The sequence below is a fragment of the Sphingomonas rustica genome (assembly GCF_039652585.1).
Lineage (GTDB): Bacteria > Pseudomonadota > Alphaproteobacteria > Sphingomonadales > Sphingomonadaceae > Sphingomonas > Sphingomonas rustica.
Map to the genome: position 1 here is coordinate 43,867 of NZ_JBDIZK010000017.1, position 23,262 is coordinate 67,128.

The window sequence follows — 23,262 nt, forward strand, 5'->3', positions numbered from 1 at the left end:
CCGTGACTGCGATTCGTTCGACTTTCGCCCTGATCGGGCTCGCCGCGCTGGCGCTCGACGCGACTGCGGCTGCAGCCCAGTCGGTGCAGGCGCCTGCCCCTGCCCCGCAGGATGCCGATGTCGTCATCAACATGCGCGGGGTCGAGATCGCAGATGTCGCCGACCAGGTGTCGCGCATCACCGGCCGCACACTGATCCTCGATCCCGCGGTCAAGGGGCCGGTCACCGTCACGTCGGCCACCCCGCTGTCGCCCACCGGCGTCTGGGAATTATTCCAGTCGGTGCTGCGCGCCAACGGCTTCGCCGCGGTCCGGTCGGGCCGGGCGTGGCGCATCGTGCCCGCCGCCAATGCGGTGCGCGAGGGCGGCGTGCCGTCGCGCGGCGCCTCCGGCCAGGCGCTGGTGACGCGCATGGTCCGGCTCAGCAACGTGCCCTCGGCCGAGGTCGCGCGCGTCGTGCGCCCCCTGGTCGCGACGTTCGGCAGCGTCGAGCCGCTGACCAACCCGAACGCGATCGTCGTCACCGACTATGCCGACAATGTCCGCCGCATCGAATCGATCGCGCGCCAGCTGGACAGCGGCAGCGGGTCGAGCTTCGCGAGCATTGCGCTGCGCAACGGCAATGCCCCCGATGTGGCGCAGACGCTGACCACGGTGCTGGGCGACGGCGTCCGCGTCGCCTCCGACGTGCGCAGCAACACCGTGATCGTGCGCGGCATGCCTGCCGTCGTTTCCGAGGCGCGGCGCATCGCCGCATCGCTCGACCAGCCGGGCGGTGCCACGCCGATCACGCGGATGTTCCGCCTGAACTATGCCGATTCCGAATCGGTGACCGAGGTGCTGCGCGGTCTGCTGGGGCAGGAGGGCGAAGCCTCCAACCCCGTGGCACGGTCGCTGCGCCAGCAGGGCGGCAGCCGCCTCAACCAGCTTGGCCGGCGCAACTCGTCTCCGCTGAACTCGCTCGCGACCAACAACGCCAACGCGAATGCCGCCAGCGCCGCGATGACCGCCAACGCACTGGGCGGCAATAGCGGGCTCGGCAGCAGCCTGGGAGGCCAGTCGCAGGGTCAGGCGGGCGGCAACGGCAGCTCCGGCGGCGGCAGCGGCGCGACCACGCCGCAGGGCTTCTCGACCCCCGACATCACCATCCAGCCCGCGCCCGAACTGAACGCCATCGTCGTGCGCGGCACGCCGGCGGTGATCGCCTCGATCGAGCCGCTGATCACCGATCTCGACGTGCGCCGGCCTCAGGTGGTGATCGAGGCGGCGATCGCCGAGATCACCGGCGACACCGGCGAACAGCTTGGCGTCCAGCTCGGCTTCGGCGGCGCCCAGATCGGGCTGCGCAGCGGTGCGGGCACCTCCTTCTCGACCGCGGGTTCGTCGCTCGGGACGATCCTGACCGCGCTGGGCGTCCCCGCCGGCCGGGTACTCGGCGAGGGGCTGGCCGCGAACATCAACATCACCGACGATTTCGGCGTACTGGTCCAGGCGCTGGGCACCTCGAGCAAGTCGAACCTGCTCTCGGTGCCCCAGGTCACGGTGCTGGACAACGAGGCGGCGGAGATCGTCGTCGGCCAGAACGTCCCGTTCGTCACCGGATCGATCCTGACCAACAGCAACTCGGCGACCCCCTATACGACGATCGAGCGCCAGGATGTCGGCATCACGCTGCGCATCATCCCGCGGATCAACGCCGGCGACACCGTCCGGCTGGAGGTCAGCCAGGAAGCCTCGACCATCGCCACCGGCCTGACGGTCCAGGCGTCCGACCTGATCACCAATACCCGCACGATCACCACGACGGTGCTCGCGGATAACGGGCAGACGATCGTGCTGGGCGGACTGGTCGCCGACGATTATCTCGAGGCGCGGCGCCAGGTGCCGATCATCGGCGACATCCCGATCGTCGGCGAATTGTTCAAGAGCCGCCGCGAATCGCGCTCGAAGCGTACCCTGTTCATCTTCCTGCGCCCCACCATCCTGCGCGACAGCCTGGATGCGGAATCGGTCACCGCCAGCAAATATGCCCGGCTGCGCGCCGACGAGCTCGACAATGGCCGCAACACCAGCCTGTTGCTGAAGCCGCAGGCGCCGCGCCTGACGGTGGAGATCGACGGAATCTACTGAGCGGGGGGCGGTTCGTCGGCTGCCGCCGCGGCGCCGTCCGCGGTCGGCAGCGGCACCCGCACGCGCTGTGCCCCGCGGGTGAAATAGCCCGCGTCGATCGACAGGCTCTCCAGCTTCCACCCGTCCACGCTGGCGCCGACCGCCAGCGTCCGCGTGCTGCCCTCGGCGGTCTTCACCAGCGCGACCGCATCCTGGTCCAGCCGGCCGACGATACCGACCAGCGCCGGCGCATCCTGCGGCGCCCGCTCCGCCGCCAGCCCGGCCGGCGCGGCGAACAGCGTGCGCTCATAGGCCGAGGACAGCGCCGGGGCCGGCGGCGCGGCGATGGGCGCGCCCGGCTGCCGCCGCGGCGCCTCCGCCTGCCGATCGCCGCGCAGCACCAGCGCCAGCGGCATCGCCACCGCGAACAGTCCCGCGACCGCCAGCGCGATCCGCTCGCCCCGCGCGATCACGGCTTCACCGCCACGGCATCGCCGCTCAGCCGCACCCCGCCCTCGATCGCCGCGATCCGCCAGTCGCGCAGCCGCACCAGCGGCGCCTCGCGCTCCAGCGCATCGGCCAGGGCGATCACCGCCTTTTCGGGCCCGGAGATCCGCAGGCGGATCGCGATCAGCGCGCCGCCGCCCTGCACCGGTGTCGCTTCCTCCACCAGCACGCCGCCGCTGCGCGCCCGCTCGCGGATCTGCGCCACCAGTGCCTGCGGATCGCGCAGCGCCAGTCCCCTGGCGACCAGCGGCCCGCGCGCCGCGGGCGGTGCCGCCAGCGCAGCGGTCAGCGCCGCCCGTTCCTCGCGCGCCGTCGCCAGCCTGCCCAGCGTCGTCCCCACCGAAGGCGCCAGCGCCAGCACCAGCGCCAGCCCGCCGCCCAAGCCCCAGGCGATCGGCGAGCCCCTCATTCGCCCCGCTCCTTCAGCGAGACGATCATGCCCTGGTCCGACTGGCGCTGCCCGGCATCGCGCAGCCCGGCCAGCACCGGCTCGCGGCGCAGCGCCTCGCGCAGCCGGTCGGGATCGGCCGCAGCCACCTCGACCTCCAGCCGTCCGGCGGCGTTGCGCTCGACCCGGACCAGCGACGATTCGGGCGGGATCGCGCGCGCCAGCGCGTCCAGCGTGACGCCCGCCCCCGGCCGCCGCACCAGGGTCACCAGCGTCTCGCGCTCCGCCGCCGCCTGGCGCTCGGCCGCGATCCGCGGCGCCAGCGTCCGGCGCAGTGCCGCCGCCTCGCCGCGCGCCGACGCACTGGCCCAGCTCGCCGCCGCGACCGTCAGGATCGGCCCCAGCGCAATCACGCCCGCCAGCGCCGCGGCAACCCGCCAGTCGCCACCCCGCGGCTCGCGCTGGGCCCGCGCCTTCGCGTCGCTCGCCACCGGCGCGCCGCGCCGCACGGCGATCCGCGCGCGTGCCGCGTCGGCGATGCGGCCGCTCAGGCTCGTGCCGGGTCCATCCTCGCTCATGCCGCGCCGCTGACGCAAAGCCGGGGCGATGGCAAGTACCGTCATCAACCTGTCGCCATACCGTCATCGTAACGACTTCGCGCAGGCATCACCGCGCAATCCGCGCCTCGCAAAGCGGCGGTCGATTCGGGCGCGCATGCCCGGAACGCAAAGGGGACCTGCATCCAATGACCGAGATCAGCTTCGGCTATACCGACGGCGACGTCGACACCAATCAGAGCGCGACCGAATCGCTCAACGACATGGTCGCCCAGCGCTATTCGCGCCGCGAGATGATCCGCAACGGCAGCGTCGCGCTGACCGGCGCCGTGTTCGGCGGCTCGGTCCTCGCCGCCTGCGACAGCCCCTCGATCGACAGCGATCCGGCACCGGTCGTCACTGCCGGCACCAGCGGCAACACCAGCGCCGGCCGCATCGTGACGCTGACCAGCACCGCGATCGACAACACCGCGGTCACCGGCCACGCCTGGACGCAGACCGGCGGCCCGACCGTTACCCTGACCAACCCGACGACCCCGACCGCCAGCTTCGTCGCGCCGGCCGTCGCCGCCGCCACCGTGCTGACCTTCGCCTATGCCGCGACCGACGGGTCGGGCAATACCAGCAGCGTGACGACCACCGTCACCATCTCGCCCGCCGCGCTGGGCTTCACCGCCGTCGCGAAGAACAAGAACGACGTCGTCACCGTCCCCGCCGGCTACAGCGTCCAGATCGGTGCGCGCCTCGGCGATCCGATCGCGAACGGCGTCGCGGCCTTCGCCAATAACGGCACCGACACCAACTATGCCCAGCGGATCGGCGACCACGGCGACGCGCTCTACTGGTACGGCCTCAGCGCCGCCGGCGCGCGCGACGACAACGCCTCGACCCGCGGCCTGATCGTGCAGAACCACGAGAACATCAACCAGCAGTATCTCCACGTCGCCGGCGCGACCTCGACCGGCGGCATCCGCCCCGAGGCCGAAGCGCTCAAGGAGATCGAGTGCCACGGCCTGTCGGTGATCGAATATGCCGAAGGCGCGAACCGCCAATGGGCCTATGTCCAGGCGAGCAGCTTCAACCGCCGCATCACGCCGAACACCCCTGCGGTCTTCAACGGCCCGGTGCGCGGCACCGATTTCCTCAAGACCGCCTATTCGAAGGACGGTACCGCTGGCCGCGGCACGATCAACAACTGCGCTAACGGCCACACGCCCTGGGCGACCAACCTGACCTGCGAAGAGAATTGGGCGGGCTATTTCCGCCGCTCGGGCGACAATGCCGCGCGTAGCGCGAAGGAACTGACCGCGCTGAGCCGCTACGGCGTCACCAGCGGATCGGGCAGCTATGGCTGGTCGACCGTCATCGCCTCGGACGCCGCCAACACGACCTTCCGCCGCTGGGACGCGCGCGCGACCGGCGCCGATGCGCTGGCCGATTTCCGCAACGAACCCAACCAGTTCGGCTGGGTGGTCGAGGTCGATCCGTACAATCCGGGCGCCGCGCCGCGCAAGCGCACCGCGCTGGGCCGGATGGGCCATGAGGGCTGCTGGCCGGGCAATTTCGTCGCCGGCCGCAAGCCTGCCTTCTACATGGGCGACGATTCGCGCCGCGAATATATGTACAAGTTCGTGTCGGCCACGGCCTGGGTGGCGGCGGACGCCACCAATGCGGATCGTCTCGCAATGGGCGACAAGTATCTCGACGCCGGCACGCTCTACGTCGCGAAGTTCAACGCCGACGGCACCGGCACCTGGCTGCCGCTGGTGTTCGGCACCGGCCCGCTGACCGCCACCAACGCGACCTATCCCTTCGCCAGCCAGGCGGACGTGCTGGTCAATACCCGCCTCGCCGCCGATGCGGTCGGCGCGACCCCGATGGACCGTCCGGAATGGACCGCGGTCAATCCGGTCACCGGCGAAGTCTATCTGACGCTGACCAACAACAATGCCTCGCTGCGTCCGCTGAATGGCACCGACGCCGCCAACCCGCGCCATTATAACGACCCCTATGGCACGGCGGGCAGCGCGCAATATGGCAACCCCAACGGCCATATCGTCCGCCTGCGCGAGGACGGCGACACCACCGAGGCGCTGACCTTCAAGTGGGACATCTACCTGTTCGGCGCGGGTGCGGATCTCGACCCGGCCAACATCAACCTGTCGGGCCTGACCGCGGACAACGACTTCTCCAGCCCGGACGGCCTGTGGTTCGGCCGCCCGCAGAACGCCTCGGGCCTGGTCAAGCCGGTGCTGTGGATCCAGACCGACGACGGTGCCTATACCGACGTCACCAACTGCATGATGCTCGCGGCGATCCCGGGCACCGTCCAGGACGGCGCGACCAAGACGATCACCAACACCGGCTCGGGCGGCGCCACCGCCACCCAGGCGACGCGCGTCGGCGCACCGGCAACCGCCGCGACGCTGAAGCGCTTCCTGGTCGGCCCGGTCGAATGCGAGATCACCGGCGTCGACTCGACCCCGGATGGCCGCACCCTGTTCGTCGGCATCCAGCACCCGGGCGAAGGCGGCACCCCGGCCGCCCCGACCAGCCACTGGCCGGCCAGCCAGTCGGGTTCTGCCGGCGCGACCGTGCGCCCGCGCTCGGCGATCGCCATCATCACCAAGAATGACGGCGGCGTCGTCGCGCTGTAAGTTCAGCTGATCGAACGAAGAGGGGGAGGCCGGGCAACCGGCCTCCCCCTTTTCTATTCCTTTAATCTCCTCCCCAGGAGCCTGCGGCTCCGGGGGGAGGAAACGTATCTAACGGTCGGCTCCAGTTCAGATCATGAATCCGTCCGGCTGATGATGTTCACCGTCCCGTCCGGCTTGACGGTCAGCAGGTGCAGCGTCCCGTCCTTGCAGGTGGCGCGCCAGGCCGGCTGGCCCTGGTAATCGGCGACCCGCTCGGACTTGGTCACGCCGTCGCAGCGAAAACCCGAATCCATGATCGCGCGCACGAACGGGATGTTGCGCTGGCTCTCGGTCATGCCCAGCACGGTGGCCAGCGCATTGTCCGGCTCAGCATCGTTGCCGACCATCGCCTCTTCATTGCCCATGGTCTCGTCCGCCGGCACCACGACGTCGCCCGGCTGGGCGAGGTCGTTGGCGACCGTCTGGTTGTTGGTGGTGCCCGACGAACAGGCCGTCGCCATCAGCCCGGCGGCGACCACGCCGATCCATGCTTTCTTCATGGGTATTCTCCTTCCTCAACTGAATGCCTTGCCCGCAAATGCGGTTCCGTCAGCGCTCATAGGCCTTGGGCAGGCCCTTCTCCTTGGGATCCCAGTACCGGTCGCGCAGCCGCGTCTGGCGGTTGGTCAGCGGCTGCTCGACGCCGTCGATGAACACGCTCACCGCCGCGGTGCCGACCTCCAGCGGATCGCCGTCCCAGATCACGACGTCGCCGCGCCGTCCCGCACGCAGCGATCCGAACTCGCCGTCCATTCCGATCGCCTCGGCCGGCTTCGAACTGATCGTCGCGAACGCCGCGCCCCAGTCGAGCCCGCTCGCCCCGGGAATGCGATTCAGCGCCACCAGGTTGCCGGCATATTGCTTCACCAGCCGCGCCTGTCGCGCCTCGTCGTCGTTGATCATGCCGATGCCGACGGTCACGCCCGCCGCCTTCAGCCGGCCGATGTTCGACTGGGTCGCCGCCAGCGATTCGAACGTCGCGGGCAGGTCGGCCAGCGCGCTGGCGATCACCGGCACGCCCGCCGCGGCGATCTCGCGCGCCACGGTCCAGCCCTCGGTCGCGCCGACCAGCACCATCCGCAGCTGCGGCATCTCGCGCTTCAGTCCCAGCATGACCAGGATGTCGGATCCCCGCTCGACATGGACCACCAGCGGCACCTTGCCCTGGATCACCGGCTGAAGCGCCTCGGCATCGGCGCGGGTCAGGAACGCGTCCTTGCCGCGATCGGTGTAGCTGGCCGGGTTGCGCGCATAGTCGCGCGCCTCGAACAGCGCGTTGCGCAGCGTGGCATAGGCCGCCGGGCGGCTGCCCCCGCCATTGCCGGCGCCCGTCTCGCCATATTCCAGGAACTGGAAGGCACGCGGCCGGGTGACCGCATCCATGTCCGCGCCCAGGTCGATGATCGCACCCTGCCCGCCGAACATCGATCCCGAATCGCCCGGCGCCACCACCGCACGCGTCACGCCCTCGGCGCGGTTCAGCGCGATCGCGCTGGTCTTCGGATTGACCGCCGGCGCCACGTCCAGTGCCGCATGGAAGGGCGAGCTTCGCGCATTGGCGTCGTTGGTCTCCGACACGCCGTCGACCTCGACGATACCCAGGCGGGAAAAGCCGGCGAAGATGCCGGGCGAGACCCATTTGCCCTGCGCGTCGATCACGCGGACGCCCGCGGGCACGGCAACGCCCTGCCCCGCCGCGACGACGCGGCCGGCCCGGATCACGACGGTGCCGCCATCGACCGGGGCGGCGCCGTCGCCGATCACCAGCTTCGCATTGGTGATCGCGACGTCCTGAGCGAGCGCGGGGGATGCGATGGCGACGGCCGCCGCCGCGGTCGAGAGGAACAGAGCCTTCATCACTTCACGTCCCCTTCGCCCGGCTGGCCCAGTTCGAAGTCGGACACCGGCCGCAATTTCGGATTGTTCGCATCGTACAGCAGCGCACCGTCGACCCACACCATCTGCGGGCGGGTGTAGACGCTGAACGGATTGCCGTTCCACAGGACGACATCGGCCATCTTCCCCGCCTTCAGGCTGCCCGTGGCCTTGTCGATGCCCAGCGCGCGCGCCGGGTTGATCGCCAGCCATTTCCACGCGGTCTCCTCGCTGATCGGGAAGCCGGCACGAATGCCCGCCTGGCGCGCCTTGGCGACTTCCTGGTTCAGTCGCTGGATGCCGTTGGCGTCGTCCGAATGGATCATCGCGCACGCGCCTTCCTTTTCCAGAATGGCGAGATTCTCGGTGATCGCGTCATAGGATTCCATCTTGAACCCCCACCAGTCGGCCCACACCGCGGCGCAGGTGTTGTTGGCCTTCAGCAGGTCGGCGATCTTGTAGGCCTCGGTCGCGTGATGGAACGCGGTGACGCGGTATCCGAACTCCTTGGCCATATCCATCACCAGCGCCATCTCGTCGGCGCGGTAGCAATGGTTCTGGACCAGGATCTCGCCGTCCAGCACGCCGCGCAGCGTGTCCATCTGGATATCGCGGGTGGGCGGTTCGCCGCCCTTCTCCTCATATTTGTCCCAGCGGCGGCCATATTCGACCGCCTTGGCCCAGGTCGCGCGATCGACCGCGATATTGCCCATCCGCGTCGACGGCGCGCGCTGCCGGCCGCCATAGACGCGCTTGGGATTCTCGCCGCACGCCATCTTCAGGCCATAGGGCGCGCCGGGAAACTTCATGCCCTGCGCGGTGCGGGCATAGACATTCTTCAGCACGACCGACCGGCCGCCGAACAGGTTCGCCGATCCCGGCAGGATCTGCAGCGTGGTGACCCCGCCATTGGTCAGCGCGCGCGAAAAGCCCGGATCCTGCGGCCAGACGCTGTGCTCGGCCCAGACTTCGGCGGTCACCGGCGCGGTCGCCTCGTTGCCGTCGGACAAAGCCTGCACGCCGGGCGAGGGATAGTCGCCCAGATGACTGTGGATGTCGATCACGCCGGGTGTCACGTAATTGCCCTTGCCGTCGATCACCGTCGCGTCTTCCGCGGCCAGGTCGCGGCCGACCGCAACGATCTTGCCCTCGCGGAACAGCACCGACCCGCCCTCGATCCGGCCGCCTTCGCCGTCCAGGATCGTCACGTTGGTGACCAGGGTCGGCCGCCCCGGATAGGGTCGATAGGTCGAGGGGAAGGGATCGTGATTATAGCCCTTGCCCTTGCCGGGTCCCTTGGCCGACGGCTCGGACGACGCCATCCGCGGCTTCGAGCCTTCGCTCGCGCAGGCGGCGAGCGACATCGCCGCTCCCGCCATCAGGATCATTCTGACCACTTCTGTCTCTCCCCCTGGGATCCCCGACGGATCGGGTCCGTCATGATCGTCCTTGATGGCGGGTCGGGCAGGCGCTTTGCAAGCGTGAAGGCGCGTCGTGAAGGATTTCCAGCGGCGATTTTAAGCGCTACCATGGGTAGTCCACCGGGGGAGCACGCGACGTGGCTGTACGGCGGATGACTGCACCGGGGGACGACGCCCGGGTTCGAGGCGACTGGCCGCAGGGCAGAGCGCTCGCCATCGCCTTCGCCGCACTCGCTTGCGCCTGCGCGTTGCTATCCCTGAGCGGCTGGGTGGTCGGGTCGCGCGTGATCGCCGGGCTGGGCGATCCGCTGCATCCGCCCTGGCCCTGGACCAGCATCGGCTATATCGCACTGTCGCTGGGGTTCGTCCTGGCGATCCACGGCCGCACCACCGCCGCGCGCACCCTCTGGCTGGTGCCGATCGCCATCGCCCTGACCGCCCTGATCCAGACGGCCTGGCATATGGACCTGGGCGTGGATCGGATACTGCTTCCTGAGCCGTTGCGCGACATGGCCCCGCCCAATGCCGGCCGTCCCGGCGCGACCCCGACCAGCCTGCTCCTGATGTTCGCCGCCGCGGGGCTGATCGCCAGCAGCCGGCGGCTGCGCCACGATGCGCTGGCCAGCCTGCTCGCCAGCGGGGCGCTGGGCCTGGCGACGGCGGCCGGCGTCCTGCTGATCTTCGCCTTTCCCGACGATCCGCTGGCGCAGCTCTATCGCCTCTCGATCCCCTCGGCGATCATCGCCCTGTGCCTGATGGCGTCCTTCACCTTCTGGCAGAGCAGTTTCGGCTGGGTCCAGGCGCTCACCGAGAAACAGGCCGGGACGCGGCTGTTCCAGATGCTGTTGCCGGCCGCGCTGACCTTCCCCGTGCTGCCGTTGCTGATCCAGGCCATGTTCGAGCGCAGCGGCGTCATGTCGCCCTTCGCCGCCGCGTCGCTGGCGATGGTGTTCAACATCCTGGCGATCGGCCTCGTCTCCTATTGGGCGGTGCGCCGGGTGAGCCAGGAGCACGCGGCGCTCAACAACACGCTGCAGGCGCTGCGCTCCAGCCAGGAGCGCCTGGCCAGCGCCACCAGCGCGCACAAGCTCGGCGTGTTCGAATGGGATGCCGCGACCGACCGGTTCGACTGGTCGCCCGGGGCGGAGGAGCTATTGGGTCTCGTGCCCGGCGGCATCTCGAATTTCGAGGACTGGCGAAACCAGACCGATCCCGAGGACGCCGAGTCCCTGGTCGCCGCGCTCCGGATCGCGGTTGCCGAGGGCGCCGAAACCTTCAGCTTTCGCTATCACCTGACCCAGCCGAACGGCCCCCGGCGCGCGCTCGAGGGCTCGCTGCGATGCTTCTACGACGACAGGGGGCGGCTGACCCGGACCGTCGGCGTCGTCATGGACGTGACCGAGCGCGACGCGAGCGAGGCCGCGCTGCGTGCCCGGGCGGCCCAGCTTCGATCGATCCTCGCGACGGTTCCCGATGCGATGGTCGTGGTCGACCAGCAGGGGGCGGTCCGGCAGTTCAGCGCGGCGGCGGAGCGGTTGTGGGGATATCACGCCGACACGGTGTTGGGACAGGACATGGGCATGCTCGCGCCCGAGGAGGACCGCGAACAGAATATCACGTCGCTGCGGCGCTTCATCGCCGATCGCGACACGGGGGCGGTGGCGCCGACCCGAACCGTCCTGGGATTGTCAGCCGCCGGGGACCGAGTCCCGCTGGAGGTCCGGTCGGGCCTGGCGCGGACCGACGAAGGGCCGCTCGTCACCATGTTCTTCCGCGACATCACCGCCCGGCTGGAAACCGAGCGGCGCATGGTCGATCTCGGCACCGATCTCGCCCATGTCTCGCGCCAGAGCGCGATGTCCGAACTCGCATCGGACATCGCGCATGAACTCAACCAGCCGCTGACCGCAACGGCGAACTTCCTTGCGGCGGCACGGATCCTTCTCGAACAGGGCAAGACGGGCGAGCGCGTCGAGGACATGCTCCAGCTCGGCATCGACCAGACCCAGCGCGCCGGCCAGATCCTGCGTCGCCTGCGCGACTTCGCGTCGGGCGGCGATGTCGAGATGCGGCCCGAATCCGTCGAGCGCACGGTTCGCGACGCCGTCGATCTGGCGCTGGTCGGCTCCAGCCAATTCTATCTCGATCTCGTCTGCGAATTCGATCCGCAGGCACCGCAAATCTTCGTCGACCGCATCCAGATTCAGCAAGTCCTGGTCAACCTTCTCAGAAATGCAAATGAAGCTTTGAAGGCCATTCCGCGCGACAAGCGCCGCCTTGAGATCACCTCGAACAGTATTGATCAGAGCTGGGTCGCAATCGAGGTTAGCGATAACGGCCCCGGAATCCCGGAAAACATCCTAAATCAACTATTCTCTCGATTTACCACAACAAAGGGTGGTGGCGGCGGGATGGGGATTGGTCTATCAATAAGCAGAAGGATAATTGAATCGCACGGCGGGACCTTGACTGCCGAGAACAGGATGGAGGGCGGCGCGAAATTTCGCTTCACCTTGCCTGCCGAGGAACAGGGGGAAGAATGACTCGAGCAGTTTACATCGTCGACGACGACGACGCCGTCCGGGCCTCGCTGCACAGCCTGTTGTCGGTCCGGTTCGACCTGGTCATCCGGAACTACCGATCTGGGGACATCTTCCTCGAGGACGTGGACGAGCTCGATCCCGGCGTAGTGCTCCTCGACTTCCACATGCCCGGCGCGACGGGGCTCGACGTCCTCAATGCGATCCAGGGCAAGAAATTCGTCTCGGTCATCCTGACCGGACAGGGCAATGTCACCCTCGCCGTCCAAGCGATGAAGGCGGGCGCGCTCGACTTCATCGAAAAACCCTATGAAGCCGATCAGCTGATGGCGGTGCTTCAGCGCGCACTGGCGACGCTGGAGGAAACCAGCGAGGAGCGCGACCGGACCGAGAGCGCCAGGGCGAAGATCGACAAGCTTTCGCCGCGCGAGACGGACGTGCTTCGCGGACTGATCGAGGGCCGTTCGAACAAGGTCATCGCCTATGAACTCGACATCAGCCCCAGGACGGTGGAGATCTACCGGGCGAACCTGATGGACAAGCTCGACGTCCGCAGCCTTTCCGAAGCGCTGCGCGTGGCCTTCGCTGCGGGCCTGTTCAAGGCCTGACCGCGCACGCCGCCGTCAGCGGAGGGCCAGTTCCGCCTTCCAGGCCGGCATCGCCGCCATGATTTCGTCGTGAGCCGTCCGGCGGTCGAGATAGATGAATCGTGGGTCCCGATCGGCGCACCCCTCCGGTCCGATCAGCAGGACCAGCTTGCCCCAGTGCGGCTGGTCGAGCAGGCGATCGAGCCGGACCGGATCCTGAGCCGAGGCCCAGTCATGGTCGAGGACCAGCACCGCGGGCGTCCGGACGCTGCGAGTCAGAACCGGGCTATCCAGATCATGTGCCGTAATCAGCTTGGCACCCAACAGCGACATGCGGGCAACCAGCCCGCTTTGCTGACCATTGTCCTGGACGATCAAGACTAGCAACATCGTTCCGAGTATCCCCCGGGAAACAGAGTGCGGACACGGGTTGTCCAGGGAACGCGCCCAACTCCTACTCAGTCAGGGCCAACGACCCTTACGCCCGCATGTGTCGATTCGCATTGATCCAGATCGGTATCATTACCAAAATGGTGGTACCTACATAAGATACGCACTATCACCGACTTGCTCCTCTCTCTCAACTATGCGCGCGCTTGATCGGATGCGTGCGAACCGGGCGCACCCGTGACAATCACGCCCCCCCCGCCTAGGGGGGAGCAAGTGTAACGGGAGACGAGGCGCGTGGGACAGCTGATCGCGATCGAGGGCGCCGACGGCGTGGGCAAGGCGACCACGGCGGGGATGCTGTGCGAGACGCTGAACGCGATGGGGCACAGCGCGGTCGTCATTTCCTTCCCGCGCTATGGCCACACCGTCGGCGGCGTGACGATCGGGCGCTTCCTCGCCGGCGACATGCCCGTACCCGTCACGCCGAAGGCGGCTGCGGTGCTGTATGCGCTCGACCGGCTGGAATCGCGCGACGAGATCCTGAAGGCCCGGGCGACGCACGACGTGGTCGTCTTCGACCGCTATGTCGCCTCGAACATGGCCTATCAGGGGGCGAAGCTGGACGGCGATGCCGGCGATCTGCTCGCCTGGATCGCGGCGCTGGAAACCGGGCAGTTCGCCCTGCCCGTCCCCGATCTCAACATCTATCTCGATACGCCCTGGGATCTGGCGCGCGCGCTGATCCTGCAAAAGGCGCAGCGCAGCTATACCGATCGCAGCTTCGACGAGCATGAATCGGACGCCGCGCTTCAGCTGCGGGTTCGCGACATGTATGCCCGGATCGCCCAGGCAGGGCTGCTCGGCAACTGGGAAACCGTGCAGGCCAGCGCAGATGGTGAAATGCGCGCCTCCGCCACCATCGTTGCCGAGATCATCGGTCATATCGGCCTCGACGCGCGCTGACCGGTCCGCCAGAACGCTTGACAGTCGCCGCCGCGCGCCACAATGGTAGCGCTATCAAATAACGATCTTTTGGGCGGGGATTGATCTTGGAAGCGTTCACAGCTGAAATGCTGCCTGTCGACATTGCCGATGCGGTGCTGGTCGGACGTCTGCTGCTCGACTCCGGCCCCACGCCGGTCCTGGTCCGCGGCGGCATCGTCCACGATGTGTCGCGTGATGCGCCCACCGTCGCCGACCTGCTCGAACGCGACCACATCGCCGGCCTGTCGGGCCCCGAACTGGGCCGTGTCGAGGATCTCGACCCCGCCCGCCTGCTCGCCCCGATCGACCTGCAATGCGTCAAGGCGGCGGGCGTCACCTTCGCACTCTCGGCGATCGAGCGGGTGATCGAGGAACGCGCGCGCGGCGATGCCGACAAGGCGGTCGAGATCCGCGGCGACCTCGAATCGCGCGTCGGATCTGGCATCCGCTCGGTCGTCCCCGGCACGCCCGAAGCCGCCAGCCTGAAGGCCGCGCTGATCGAGGCGGGGATGTGGTCGCAATATCTCGAGGTCGCGATCGGCCCGGATGCGGAGATCTTCACCAAGGCGCCGGTGCTCTCGTCGGTCGGCTGGGGTGCCGAGATCGGCGTGCGCTCGGACAGCGACTGGAACAATCCCGAACCCGAAGTGGTGATGATCGTCGACCGCAGCGGCGCGATCCGCGGCGCGACCCTGGGCAACGACGTCAACCTTCGCGACTTCGAAGGGCGCTCGGCGCTGCTGCTGGGCAAGGCCAAGGACAACAACGCCTCGACCGCGATCGGTCCGTTCATCCGCATCTTCGACGATGGCTTCACGCTGGACGACGTCCGCGTCGCCGAGATCGACCTGGTGATCGAGGGACCCGAGGGCTACCGGCTCGAAGGCACCAACAAGATGAGCCAGATCAGCCGCGATCCGACCGAACTGGTCCGCCAGGCGCTGAGCGAGCATCACTATCCCGACGGCTTCGCGCTGTTCCTCGGCACCTTGTTCGCGCCGATCCAGGACCGCGACCATCCCGGCCGCGGCTTCACCCACAAGACCGGCGACCTGGTCAGCATCTCCAGCCCGAAGCTGGGCAAGCTGGTCAATCGCGTCACCACCAGCAAGGCCGCTGCCCCCTGGGATTTCGGCATCCGCGACCTGATGCGCAACCTGGCCGGGCGCGGCCTGCTTTCCGGGCCGGCCAATGGCTGAGCGCCCGCAGCCCGCTCGCCACGGCTGCATCCCAATTATCTGGAAGACCCTCGAATGTCGGAAGCCGATCCCATGACCACGACGCTGACCCGCGATCTGCGCGCAATCTACCCCAGCCTCGAAGGCAAGCGCGTGCTGATCACCGGTGGCGGATCGGGGATCGGGGCCGGACTGGTCGAAGGGTTCGTCCGCCAGGGCTGCGACGTCACCTTCTTCGACATCGCCCAGGCGGATTCCGAGGCGCTGGTCGACAGCCTGTCCGACGGTGCGAAGCCGCCGGCATTCCACCATATGGACCTGACCGATACCAAGGCGGTCCAGGCGAAGATCGCCGAGGCGATCGCCGAGGGCGGCGCGTTCGACGTGCTGATCAACAACGCCGCCAATGACGATCGCCACACGATCGACGAGATCACCGAGGATTATTGGGAAAACCGACTCAACGTGAACCTCAAGCACCTGTTCTTCTGTGCCCAGGCGGTGATCCCCGGCATGCGCGAACAGGGCGGCGGCGTGATCGTCAATCTCGGCTCGATCTCCTGGCACCTCGCGCTGGAGGGACTGACGCTCTACCAGACCGCCAAGGCGGCGATCGAGGGTCTGACGCGCAGCTTCGCGCGTGAGTTGGGCCCCGACAATATCCGCTCGGTCTGCATCGTGCCGGGCAATGTCCGCACCCCGCGCCAGCTGAAATGGTACACGCCCGAGGGCGAGGCCGAGATCGTCAACGCCCAGTGCCTCAAGGGTCGGCTGGTCCCCGACGACATCGCCGCGATGGCGCTGTTCCTCGCCTCCGCCGATGCGCGGCTGGTGACCGGCCACACCTATTTCGTCGACGCGGGCTGGCGCTGACATGACCGTGCAGCGCTCCGAGCCGGTCAGCGTCTGGCACCTCGGCGCGCCGCTGGGCGAAGGCCCCGTGTGGGTGCAGCGCGACCGGGCGCTGTGGTTCACCGACATCAAGAGCCACCGGATCCACCGCTTCGATCCGGCCACCCAGGTGAAGACCAGCTGGGAAGCGCCCGACCAGGTCGGCTTCGCGCTGCCGATCGCAGGCGGCGGCTTCGTCGCGGGACTCAAGACCGGCCTGGCCCGGTTCGACGAGCGCAGCGGCAGCTTCACCCCGCTGGCCGATCCCGAGCCCGGCCTGCCCGACAACCGGCTGAACGACGGCACCGTCGACCCGCACGGCCGCCTGTGGTTCGGGACGATGGACGATCACGAGGCGGCCGAGACCGGCTCGATCTGGCGGCTCCACGCCGACGGCAGCTGCGTCGCCGAAAGCCCCAATTATTCGATCACCAACGGCCCGGCGCTCAGCCCCGATGGTCGCATCCTCTATCACACCGATACGCTGGGCGGCTTCATCTACGCCTGCGACGTGGCGGAGGACGGCACGCTGTCCAACCGGCGGGTCTTCGCGACGATCCCCAATGAGGAAGGCTATCCCGATGGCCCGACCGTCGATGCCGCGGGTTGCGTGTGGACCGGCCTCTACAAGGGCTGGGCGGTCCGCCGCTATTCGCCCGCCGGCGAACTGCTGGAGACGATCCGCTTCCCCGTCAGCGCCATCACCAAGATCGCGTTCGGCGGCCGCGACCTCAAGACGGTGTTCGCCACCACCGCGAACAAGCATTGCAGCCCGGCGGATCTGGAAGCCGAGCCCCGGGCCGGCGACCTGTTCTCCTTCGACGTCGACGTCCCCGGACTGCCCGGCGTCGAGGTTTCGGTCGGGATCTAGCTCAGCCGAACGCCTCCAGGATCGGGCACGGGCCGCGACTGGCGGCGCATTGACCGGCCAGCCTGCGCAGGGAGGCGCGCGCCGCCTCCAGTTCCGCGATCTTCGCGTCGAGCGCCGCGATCCGCGCCTCCGCCAGTGCACGGGCGCGCTGGTGATCATGGCCGGCATCGAGCTGGAGCAATTCTCCGATCTGCTCCAGCGTGAAGCCGGCGGCCTGGGCCGAGCGGATGAAGCGCAGCCGCCCCACCGCCGCCTCGTCATAGCGCCGGACGCTGCCCGCACCCTCGGGCCGTTCGGGCGTGTCGAGCAGGCCGCGGCGCTGATAATAGCGCACGGTCTCCACCCCCACGCCGCCCGCCTCGGCGAGTTTCGCGATCGTCAGCCTCGCCATGCCTTGACTCCGTACCATGGTACGGACCCCATATGACCTTGCGACGGTTCAGCCGCAAGGAGCCCGTGATGACCGACGCCGCGCCGAAGCGCGCCATTCTCTACCGCATGGTCCTGCCCGACCATGTCTGCCCCTATGGCCTCAAGTCGCTGCATCTGCTGCGAAAACACGGCTATCAGGTCGACGACCGCCCGCTGCGCACCCGCGCCGAGACCGATGCGTTCAAGGCAGAGCATGGCGTGAAGACCACGCCGCAGACCTTCATCGACGGCCGGCGGATCGGTGGGCATGACGACCTGACCGCGTTCCTTGGCAAGCCGGTGCGCGACCCCGATGCGCCGAGCTATCGGCCGGTGATCGCGCTGTTCGCGATGACCGCGCTGATGGCGCTGGCGGCCAGCTATGCCGTCCATGGCACGCCGTTCACCATCCGGGCGGGCGAGTGGTTCGTCGCGTTCAGCATGTGCGTGCTGGCGCTGCTCAAGCTGCAGGATATCGAGCGTTTCTCGACGATGTTCCTGACCTACGACCTGCTCGCGCGGCGCTGGGTCCCCTATGGGCGCATCTATCCCTTTGCCGAGGGCGGCGCGGGTGTGCTGATGATCGCGGGCGCGCTGACCTGGCTGTCGGCGCCGGTCGCGCTGGTGATCGGGACGATCGGCGCGGCGTCGGTATTCAAGGCGGTCTATGTCGAGCGGCGCACGCTGAAATGCGCATGCGTCGGCGGGAGCAGCAACGTGCCGCTGGGCTTCGTTTCGCTGACCGAAAACGTGATGATGGTGGCGATGTCGATCTGGATGGTTTTTGCTCCAATTCATTGACTATCATCGGTGTTGACCATAGGAAGCTTCCTATGATCCAGCACGTCCCCTACTGGTCCTATGTCGTGCTCCCGGCGCTGCTGCGGCGGGCCCGAACCACCTATGGCGATGCGATGCGCAAGGCGCTCGCGGCGGTCGGATGCGAGGATATGCCGCGCAACGGGCTCTACGTCGTCGGTGCATTGTCCCACGGCGACCTGAAGCTTGGCGATATCATCGCCCAGCTCGGGGTCTCGAAACAGGCGGGGGGACAACTGGTCGATGCGCTGGTGCTGCGCGGCTATGTCGAGCGCGCGGTCGATCCCGAGGATCGCCGCCGCTTCGTGCTGACGCTGACCGATCGCGGCCGCCGGGCGGCGGCGGCTCAGGCGATCGCGCGCGATGCGATCGACGAGGAACTGATCGAGCGGCTGGGCGAGGACAAGGTGATGCACGCCCGCGAGGTGCTCGGCACCCTCATCGACCTGCGCCGCGAGGGTGCCGACGCGGGTCAGTGATTGTGGCGCGGCACCGTGTTGCTGGTGCCGCGATACTTGACCGCGAACTCCAGCGTACCGCCCTGCCCCAACTGGCCGGTCTTCTCGCGGAACAGCTCTTCCCACGGCGTCTGGCTCTCGGGGATCGGCGGGGCCGGCTCGGCCTTGCGCCGGGCGATCTCGCCCTCGTCGACCAGCGCGTCGCAGCTGCCGGTGTTCAGGTCGATGCGGATCATGTCGCCGGTGCGCAGCCAGGACAGGCCGCCGCCCACCGCGCTCTCGGGCGAGGCGTTGAGGATCGACGGGCTGTCCGACGTGCCAGACTGGCGGCCGTCGCCCAGGGTCGGCAGGCTCATGATGCCCTGCTGGATCAGGTGATCGGGCGGCTGCATGTTGACCACCTCGGCCGAGCCGGGCCAGCCGATCGGGCCGGAGCCGCGGATCACCAGGATGCAGTTCGCGTCTATCTCGAGCGCGGGATCGTTGATCCGGTGGTGATAGTCGTCCGAGCCGTCGAACACGATCGCCCGCCCCTCGAACACGCCCTCGGCACCCGGGCGGGACAGGTAGCGCGCCCGAAACTCGTCCGAGATCACGCTGGTCTTCATGATCGCCATGTCGAACAGATTGCCCTTCAGGACGAGGAAGCCCGCCTTCTCCTTGAGCGGCGCGTCGATCGGCCAGATCACCTCGGGATCCTTGACCACCGCCTGCGCGACATTCTCGGCCAGGGTGCGCCCGGTCACCGTCGCGACCGATCCGTCGAGCATGCCCGCCTCTACCAGCATGCGGATCACCGCCGGGATGCTCCCGGCGCGGTGGAAGCGTTCGGACAGGAATTGCCCCGCCGGCTGCATGTTGACCAGCAGCGGCAGGTCGTAGCCGGTCATCCAGTCGTCGGGCGTGATCTCGATGCCGGCATGGCGCGCCATCGCGATCAGGTGCGGCTGGGCGTTGGTCGACCCGCCGATCGCGGTCAGCAGCTTGATCGCGTTGAGGAAGCTGGCGCGCGTCAGGATCTTCGAAGGGCGCAGATCCTCATAGGCCATGTCGACGATGCGCTTGCCGGTCTCGTACGCCATCTGTCCGCGCTCGCGGTACGGCGCCGGGATCATCGCGCAGCCGGGCAGCGACATGCCCAGCCCCTCGGCCAGGCTGTTCATCGTCGAGGCGGTGCCCATGGTGTTGCAATGGCCGGCCGAAGGCGCGCTGTCGGTGGCGCGGCGCAGGAACTCGGCCTCGTCGATCTCGCCCGCGGCCATCTTGCGGCGGCTGCGCCAGATCACGGTGCCCGAGCCGACCAGCTCGCCTTCATGCCAGCCGTCGAGCATCGGCCCGCCCGACAGGACGATCGCGGGGATGTCGACGGTCGACGCGGCCATCAGCGACGAGGGCGTGGTCTTGTCGCAGCCGGTGGTCAGGATCACCGCGTCGATCGGATAGCCGTTGAGGATCTCGACCAGCCCGAGATAGGCCAGGTTGCGGTCCAGCGCCGCGGTGGGGCGGCGGCAATTCTCGAAGATCGGGTGGAGCGGGAATTCCATCGGCACGCCGCCCGCCGCCAGGATGCCCTCGCGTGCGCGCTTGACCGTTTCCAGGTGGATGCGGTTGCACGGGGCGATGTCGCTGCCCGACTGGGCGATGCCGATGATCGGCTTGCCCGACATCAGCTCGTCGCGGGTGATGCCGTAGTTCATGAACCGCTCGAGATAGAGCGCGGCCATGTCGGCGCGTCCGGGCGCGGCGAACCATTCGCGTGAGCGGAACGGGCGTGCGGGCGTGCGGGTCGTCATGAGATGCTCCAGTAACAATCCTCCCCGAGCTTGTCTCGGGGAGGGGGACCAGCCGAAGGCTGGTGGAGGGGCATTGGGAGGGCATTCGGCGCCTTTGGCGCCGCCCCTCCACCACCCGCTGCGCGGGCGGTCCCCCTCCCCCAGCGAGCTGGGGAAGGATTTGGGATCAGCCTTCCATTGCCTCGAGTTCCTTGCCCTTGGTTTCCTTGATGAACTTCTGGACGAGGAAGAAGCTGATGAACGCGCAAACCGCGTAGAACGAGTAGCTGTACGCCAGGCCGATGCCGCCCAGCATGATCGGGAAGCTCTGCGCGACCAGATAGTTGGCGAACCACTGGGCGAAGCCGCAGACCGCAAGCGCGGATCCGCGGATCTGGTTCGGGAACATCTCGCCGAGCATGACCCACATCACCGGGCCCCAGCTGATGTTGAAGAATGCCGAATAGGCCAGCGCCGCATAGACGGCGATCTGTCCGTTATTGCCAGGCAGATGGAGCGTGTTGTTGGTGAGCGTACCGGTCGAGAACGCATAGACCATGATGAACAGCGTGATCGTCATACCGGCGGAACCAATCAGCAGCAGCGGCTTGCGGCCGATCCGGTCGACAAGCCCGATCGTGACGAAGCAGGCGACGATCGAGATGCTGCCCGAAATGATGTTGGTCATCATCGCCTCAGACTCGGAATAACCCGCAGCCTGCCACAGTGTGGCGCCGTAGTAGAAGATCACGTTGATGCCGACCAGCTGCTGGAACACGGCGAGCAGGAGCCCGGCCCAGACGACCGAACGGATGCCGAGGAAGCCCGAGCCGCCTGCAGGAGTCAGCACGTCGGACAGACGCGGACGATGGTCTACCGAGAAGCTGGCGCGGATCTCGGCGAGCTTGAGCGCGGCTTGCTTGGTACCGAACAGGCTGGTGAGAACCGTCAGCGCATCTTCGTTGCGCCCCTTCGAGACCAGATATCGCGGGCTTTCGGGGATGAAGAACAAGGCGATCAGGAACACCACGGCGGGCACTGCCTGCATCAGGTACATCCATCGCCAGGCCGCGATCCCGAGCCACAGCGGGTTCAACGACGGCACGTCACCGGCGACCAGCGGTCGCGCGGCCGCCTGAGCAAGATAGTAATTGGCGAAGAATGCCGCGGTCAGACCGGTGATGATCATGATCTGCTGCACCGTCGTCATCCGCCCGCGAATGTTGGCGGGCGCGACTTCGGAGATATAGGCCGGAGAGAGGACGCTGGCCGCGCCGACGGCCATGCCGCCCAAGACGCGCGCGATCAGGAACAGGGTGTGATCGTTGACGATGCCCTGGATCAGCGCACCGATCAGGAACAGCACGGCAGCGAGCCGCATGACGTTGCGACGCCCCATCCGGTCGGCGAGCGTGCCGGCGAAGAAGGCGCCGATGAAACAGCCGATCAGCAGCGATCCGACGGTGAAGCCAAGACCAGCGTCGTCCAGCTGGAATGCGGCGCGAAGGCCCTCCTGCGTGCCGTTTACGGCACCGCTGTCATATCCGAAAAGCAGGCCGCCGATCGTCGCCACCGCGACGATGGCGCCGATCAGGCCGATATTGGCCCTGTCCGCCGTTTGAGTCATTTGGGGTTCCCCTCTCCTAAACCCGCCACATAGGCATGTTAGCGGTAACGGTTACGGCATCACCGGGGAAAAGCAAGGGTCCCCGATCGATTAGCGCGCGCTCGATCGCTCCGGCGGCGGCCCGGAGGATTCGCGCACGATGAGCTCGTAATCAAGCACTTGCTCGTCGAGCTCGGCCATCTCGCCGCCGCGCTGCGTGCGCAGCCCGGCGAGCAGCAGGTTCAGCGCGGTTTCCGCCATCGCCGCCGTCGGCTGGCGGATGGTGGTCAGTTCGGGCCAGACGGTGGTGGCAAGCTGGGTGTCGTCGAACCCGACGATCGTCAGGTCGTTCGGCACATGCAGCCCGCGGCGATGCGCCACGCCCACCGCGGCGGCGGCCATGTCGTCGTTCGAGGCGAAGATCGCGGTCGGCGCCTCGCTGCGGTCGAGCAGCCGCTCGGTCGCGACGATGCCCGACCGGAAGGTGAAATAGCCCTGTTCGACCGGCATGTCCTTGAGGTCGAGCCCGGCCTGTTCGATCGCCGCCAGGAATCCGCGATAGCGTTCGGCCGACGAGCTCTGGTTCGGGTTGCCGCGGATGAAGCCGATCCGGCGATGGCCGAGTTCGAGCAGGTGGCGCGTCATCGCCGACGCCGCGCCGAAATCGTCGATGCGGACGTTCATGCTGTTCTCGGGCGCCAGTCCCATCGCCACCGACACCCAGGGGATGCCCGCCGCCTCGAGCTCGGCGCGCACCGGCGCCGCCTCTGACAGCGGCGGCGGCAGGATCACGCCCTCGACCGAGGTCGAGGCGAAGCTGCGCGTCGCCTCCGCCTGTTCGTCGGCGCGCTCGCCCTCGCACGCCTCGAGTACCAGATGGCATCCGGCACGCCGCGCCGCGGCGAGCGCGCCGATCAGGAATTGCGAGAGATAGGCCGCCGAGGGATTGGAATAGAGCAGCCCGATCTGGGTCGCCTCTCCCGCCGCCAGGCTGCGCGCCGCGCTGTTCGGCGAGTAGTTCAGCTTCTCGATCGCGGCCAGCACTGCCTCTCGGGTGGTCGCGCGCACGTTGGACCCGCCATTGACGACGCGTGACACGGTCATCGCCGACACGCCGGCGGCGCGCGCGACATCCTGCACGGTCACGGTGCCGCGGCTGCGGCGGCTCGGTTTGCTCAAGCAGGTCCCTCCTGCCGCGGGCAT

Annotated in this window: 21 protein-coding genes; 10 read left to right on the forward strand and 11 right to left on the reverse strand. The window is 68.1% G+C overall.

What is annotated here, in order from left to right; all coding sequences use genetic code 11:
* The first annotated feature begins 2 nt into the window (after positions 1–2).
* Entirely contained in the window at positions 3–2,129 is a 2,127-nt protein-coding gene (gene gspD, locus TPR58_RS21630; protein ID WP_346248853.1) for a type II secretion system secretin GspD, read from the forward strand.
* On the opposite strand, the gene TPR58_RS21635 is transcribed toward gspD, so the two are convergent.
* From TPR58_RS21635 to TPR58_RS21645, 3 genes are read right to left on the reverse strand one after another with little or no spacing between them, the layout of a single operon-like run.
* Entirely contained in the window at positions 2,123–2,581 is a 459-nt protein-coding gene (locus TPR58_RS21635; protein WP_346248854.1) for a hypothetical protein, read from the reverse strand. The genes gspD and TPR58_RS21635 overlap by 7 nt on opposite strands.
* Complete coding sequence (locus TPR58_RS21640) at positions 2,578–3,024, reverse strand: hypothetical protein (RefSeq protein WP_346248855.1); 447 nt, start codon at positions 3,022–3,024, stop codon at positions 2,578–2,580. Before TPR58_RS21640 ends, TPR58_RS21635 begins: the two co-directional genes overlap by 4 nt.
* Positions 3,021–3,626 carry a hypothetical protein gene (locus tag TPR58_RS21645; RefSeq protein ID WP_346248856.1) on the reverse strand — a complete coding sequence of 202 codons (606 nt, stop codon included), beginning with the start codon at positions 3,624–3,626 and terminating at the stop codon, positions 3,021–3,023. Before TPR58_RS21645 ends, TPR58_RS21640 begins: the two co-directional genes overlap by 4 nt.
* A gap of 122 nt (positions 3,627–3,748) precedes the next feature.
* Here TPR58_RS21645 and TPR58_RS21650 point away from each other — a divergent pair, with 122 nt between their 5' ends.
* Positions 3,749–6,217: a PhoX family protein gene (locus TPR58_RS21650; protein ID WP_346248857.1), complete on the forward strand. Its 2,469-nt coding sequence runs from the start codon at positions 3,749–3,751 to the stop codon at positions 6,215–6,217.
* 131 nt (positions 6,218–6,348) lie between these two features.
* Here the strand turns inward: TPR58_RS21650 and TPR58_RS21655 are convergent, their stop codons facing one another.
* Genes TPR58_RS21655 through TPR58_RS21665 form a run of 3 tightly spaced genes read right to left on the reverse strand, consistent with a single transcriptional unit; the run spans position 6,349 to position 9,519 of the window.
* Positions 6,349–6,756: a hypothetical protein gene (locus tag TPR58_RS21655; protein ID WP_346248858.1), complete on the reverse strand. Its 408-nt coding sequence runs from the start codon at positions 6,754–6,756 to the stop codon at positions 6,349–6,351.
* Between the two features lie 49 nt (positions 6,757–6,805).
* Entirely contained in the window at positions 6,806–8,113 is a 1,308-nt protein-coding gene (locus TPR58_RS21660) for an amidohydrolase family protein (protein ID WP_346248875.1), read from the reverse strand.
* Positions 8,113–9,519, reverse strand: a complete 1,407-nt coding sequence (locus tag TPR58_RS21665; RefSeq protein WP_346248876.1) for an amidohydrolase — start codon at positions 9,517–9,519, stop codon at positions 8,113–8,115. The genes TPR58_RS21660 and TPR58_RS21665 overlap by 1 nt, the downstream gene beginning before the upstream one ends.
* A 185-nt stretch (positions 9,520–9,704) precedes the next feature.
* Here TPR58_RS21665 and TPR58_RS21670 point away from each other — a divergent pair, with 185 nt between their 5' ends.
* The gene (locus TPR58_RS21670; protein WP_346248859.1) at positions 9,705–12,095 is read left to right on the forward strand and encodes a PAS domain-containing sensor histidine kinase; all 2,391 of its coding nucleotides are present in this window, start codon (positions 9,705–9,707) and stop codon (positions 12,093–12,095) included.
* A complete protein-coding gene (locus tag TPR58_RS21675; RefSeq protein WP_346248860.1) occupies positions 12,092–12,700 on the forward strand; it encodes a response regulator transcription factor in 609 nt (202 codons plus the stop codon). The genes TPR58_RS21670 and TPR58_RS21675 overlap by 4 nt, the downstream gene beginning before the upstream one ends.
* Positions 12,701–12,715: 15 nt before the next feature.
* Here the strand turns inward: TPR58_RS21675 and TPR58_RS21680 are convergent, their stop codons facing one another.
* On the reverse strand, positions 12,716–13,069 hold the full coding sequence (locus TPR58_RS21680) for a hypothetical protein (protein ID WP_346248861.1): 354 nt from the start codon (positions 13,067–13,069) through the stop codon (positions 12,716–12,718).
* A gap of 294 nt (positions 13,070–13,363) precedes the next feature.
* On the opposite strand from TPR58_RS21680, the gene TPR58_RS21685 reads away from it, so the two are divergent.
* The 4 genes from TPR58_RS21685 (at position 13,364) to TPR58_RS21700 (ending at position 16,993) form a co-directional block, all read left to right on the forward strand.
* Positions 13,364–14,032, forward strand: coding sequence for a nucleoside/nucleotide kinase family protein (locus TPR58_RS21685; RefSeq protein WP_346248862.1), 669 nt, complete (start codon positions 13,364–13,366; stop codon positions 14,030–14,032).
* A 107-nt stretch (positions 14,033–14,139) separates the two neighbouring features.
* Positions 14,140–15,252, forward strand: coding sequence for a fumarylacetoacetate hydrolase family protein (locus tag TPR58_RS21690; RefSeq protein ID WP_346248877.1), 1,113 nt, complete (start codon positions 14,140–14,142; stop codon positions 15,250–15,252).
* A gap of 72 nt (positions 15,253–15,324) precedes the next feature.
* On the forward strand, positions 15,325–16,104 hold the full coding sequence (xylB, locus tag TPR58_RS21695; protein WP_346248863.1) for a D-xylose 1-dehydrogenase: 780 nt from the start codon (positions 15,325–15,327) through the stop codon (positions 16,102–16,104).
* 1 nt (position 16,105) lies between these two features.
* On the forward strand, positions 16,106–16,993 hold the full coding sequence (locus tag TPR58_RS21700; RefSeq protein ID WP_346248864.1) for an SMP-30/gluconolactonase/LRE family protein: 888 nt from the start codon (positions 16,106–16,108) through the stop codon (positions 16,991–16,993).
* Between the two features lies 1 nt (position 16,994).
* Here the strand turns inward: TPR58_RS21700 and TPR58_RS21705 are convergent, their stop codons facing one another.
* A complete protein-coding gene (locus TPR58_RS21705; protein WP_346248865.1) occupies positions 16,995–17,384 on the reverse strand; it encodes a MerR family transcriptional regulator in 390 nt (129 codons plus the stop codon).
* Positions 17,385–17,452: 68 nt separating this feature from the next.
* Between TPR58_RS21705 and TPR58_RS21710 the strand changes: the two genes are divergently transcribed.
* Both TPR58_RS21710 and TPR58_RS21715 read left to right on the forward strand, forming a co-directional pair.
* Positions 17,453–18,205, forward strand: coding sequence for a MauE/DoxX family redox-associated membrane protein (locus tag TPR58_RS21710; RefSeq protein WP_346248866.1), 753 nt, complete (start codon positions 17,453–17,455; stop codon positions 18,203–18,205).
* 32 nt (positions 18,206–18,237) lie between these two features.
* Positions 18,238–18,702, forward strand: coding sequence for a MarR family winged helix-turn-helix transcriptional regulator (locus TPR58_RS21715; protein ID WP_346248867.1), 465 nt, complete (start codon positions 18,238–18,240; stop codon positions 18,700–18,702).
* Here TPR58_RS21715 and TPR58_RS21720 read toward each other — a convergent pair.
* The 3 genes from TPR58_RS21720 to TPR58_RS21730 all read right to left on the reverse strand — a co-directional run bounded on the left by TPR58_RS21720 (position 18,696) and on the right by TPR58_RS21730 (position 23,238).
* Complete coding sequence (locus tag TPR58_RS21720) at positions 18,696–20,474, reverse strand: IlvD/Edd family dehydratase (protein ID WP_346248868.1); 1,779 nt, start codon at positions 20,472–20,474, stop codon at positions 18,696–18,698. The two genes, TPR58_RS21715 and TPR58_RS21720, sit on opposite strands and share 7 nt — an antisense overlap.
* Positions 20,475–20,640: 166 nt before the next feature.
* Positions 20,641–22,080 (reverse strand): sugar porter family MFS transporter, encoded by a 1,440-nt coding sequence (locus TPR58_RS21725; RefSeq protein WP_346248869.1) that lies wholly within the window; start codon positions 22,078–22,080, stop codon positions 20,641–20,643.
* 90 nt (positions 22,081–22,170) lie between these two features.
* Positions 22,171–23,238: a LacI family DNA-binding transcriptional regulator gene (locus TPR58_RS21730; protein ID WP_346248870.1), complete on the reverse strand. Its 1,068-nt coding sequence runs from the start codon at positions 23,236–23,238 to the stop codon at positions 22,171–22,173.
* Positions 23,239–23,262: the final 24 nt, after the last annotated feature.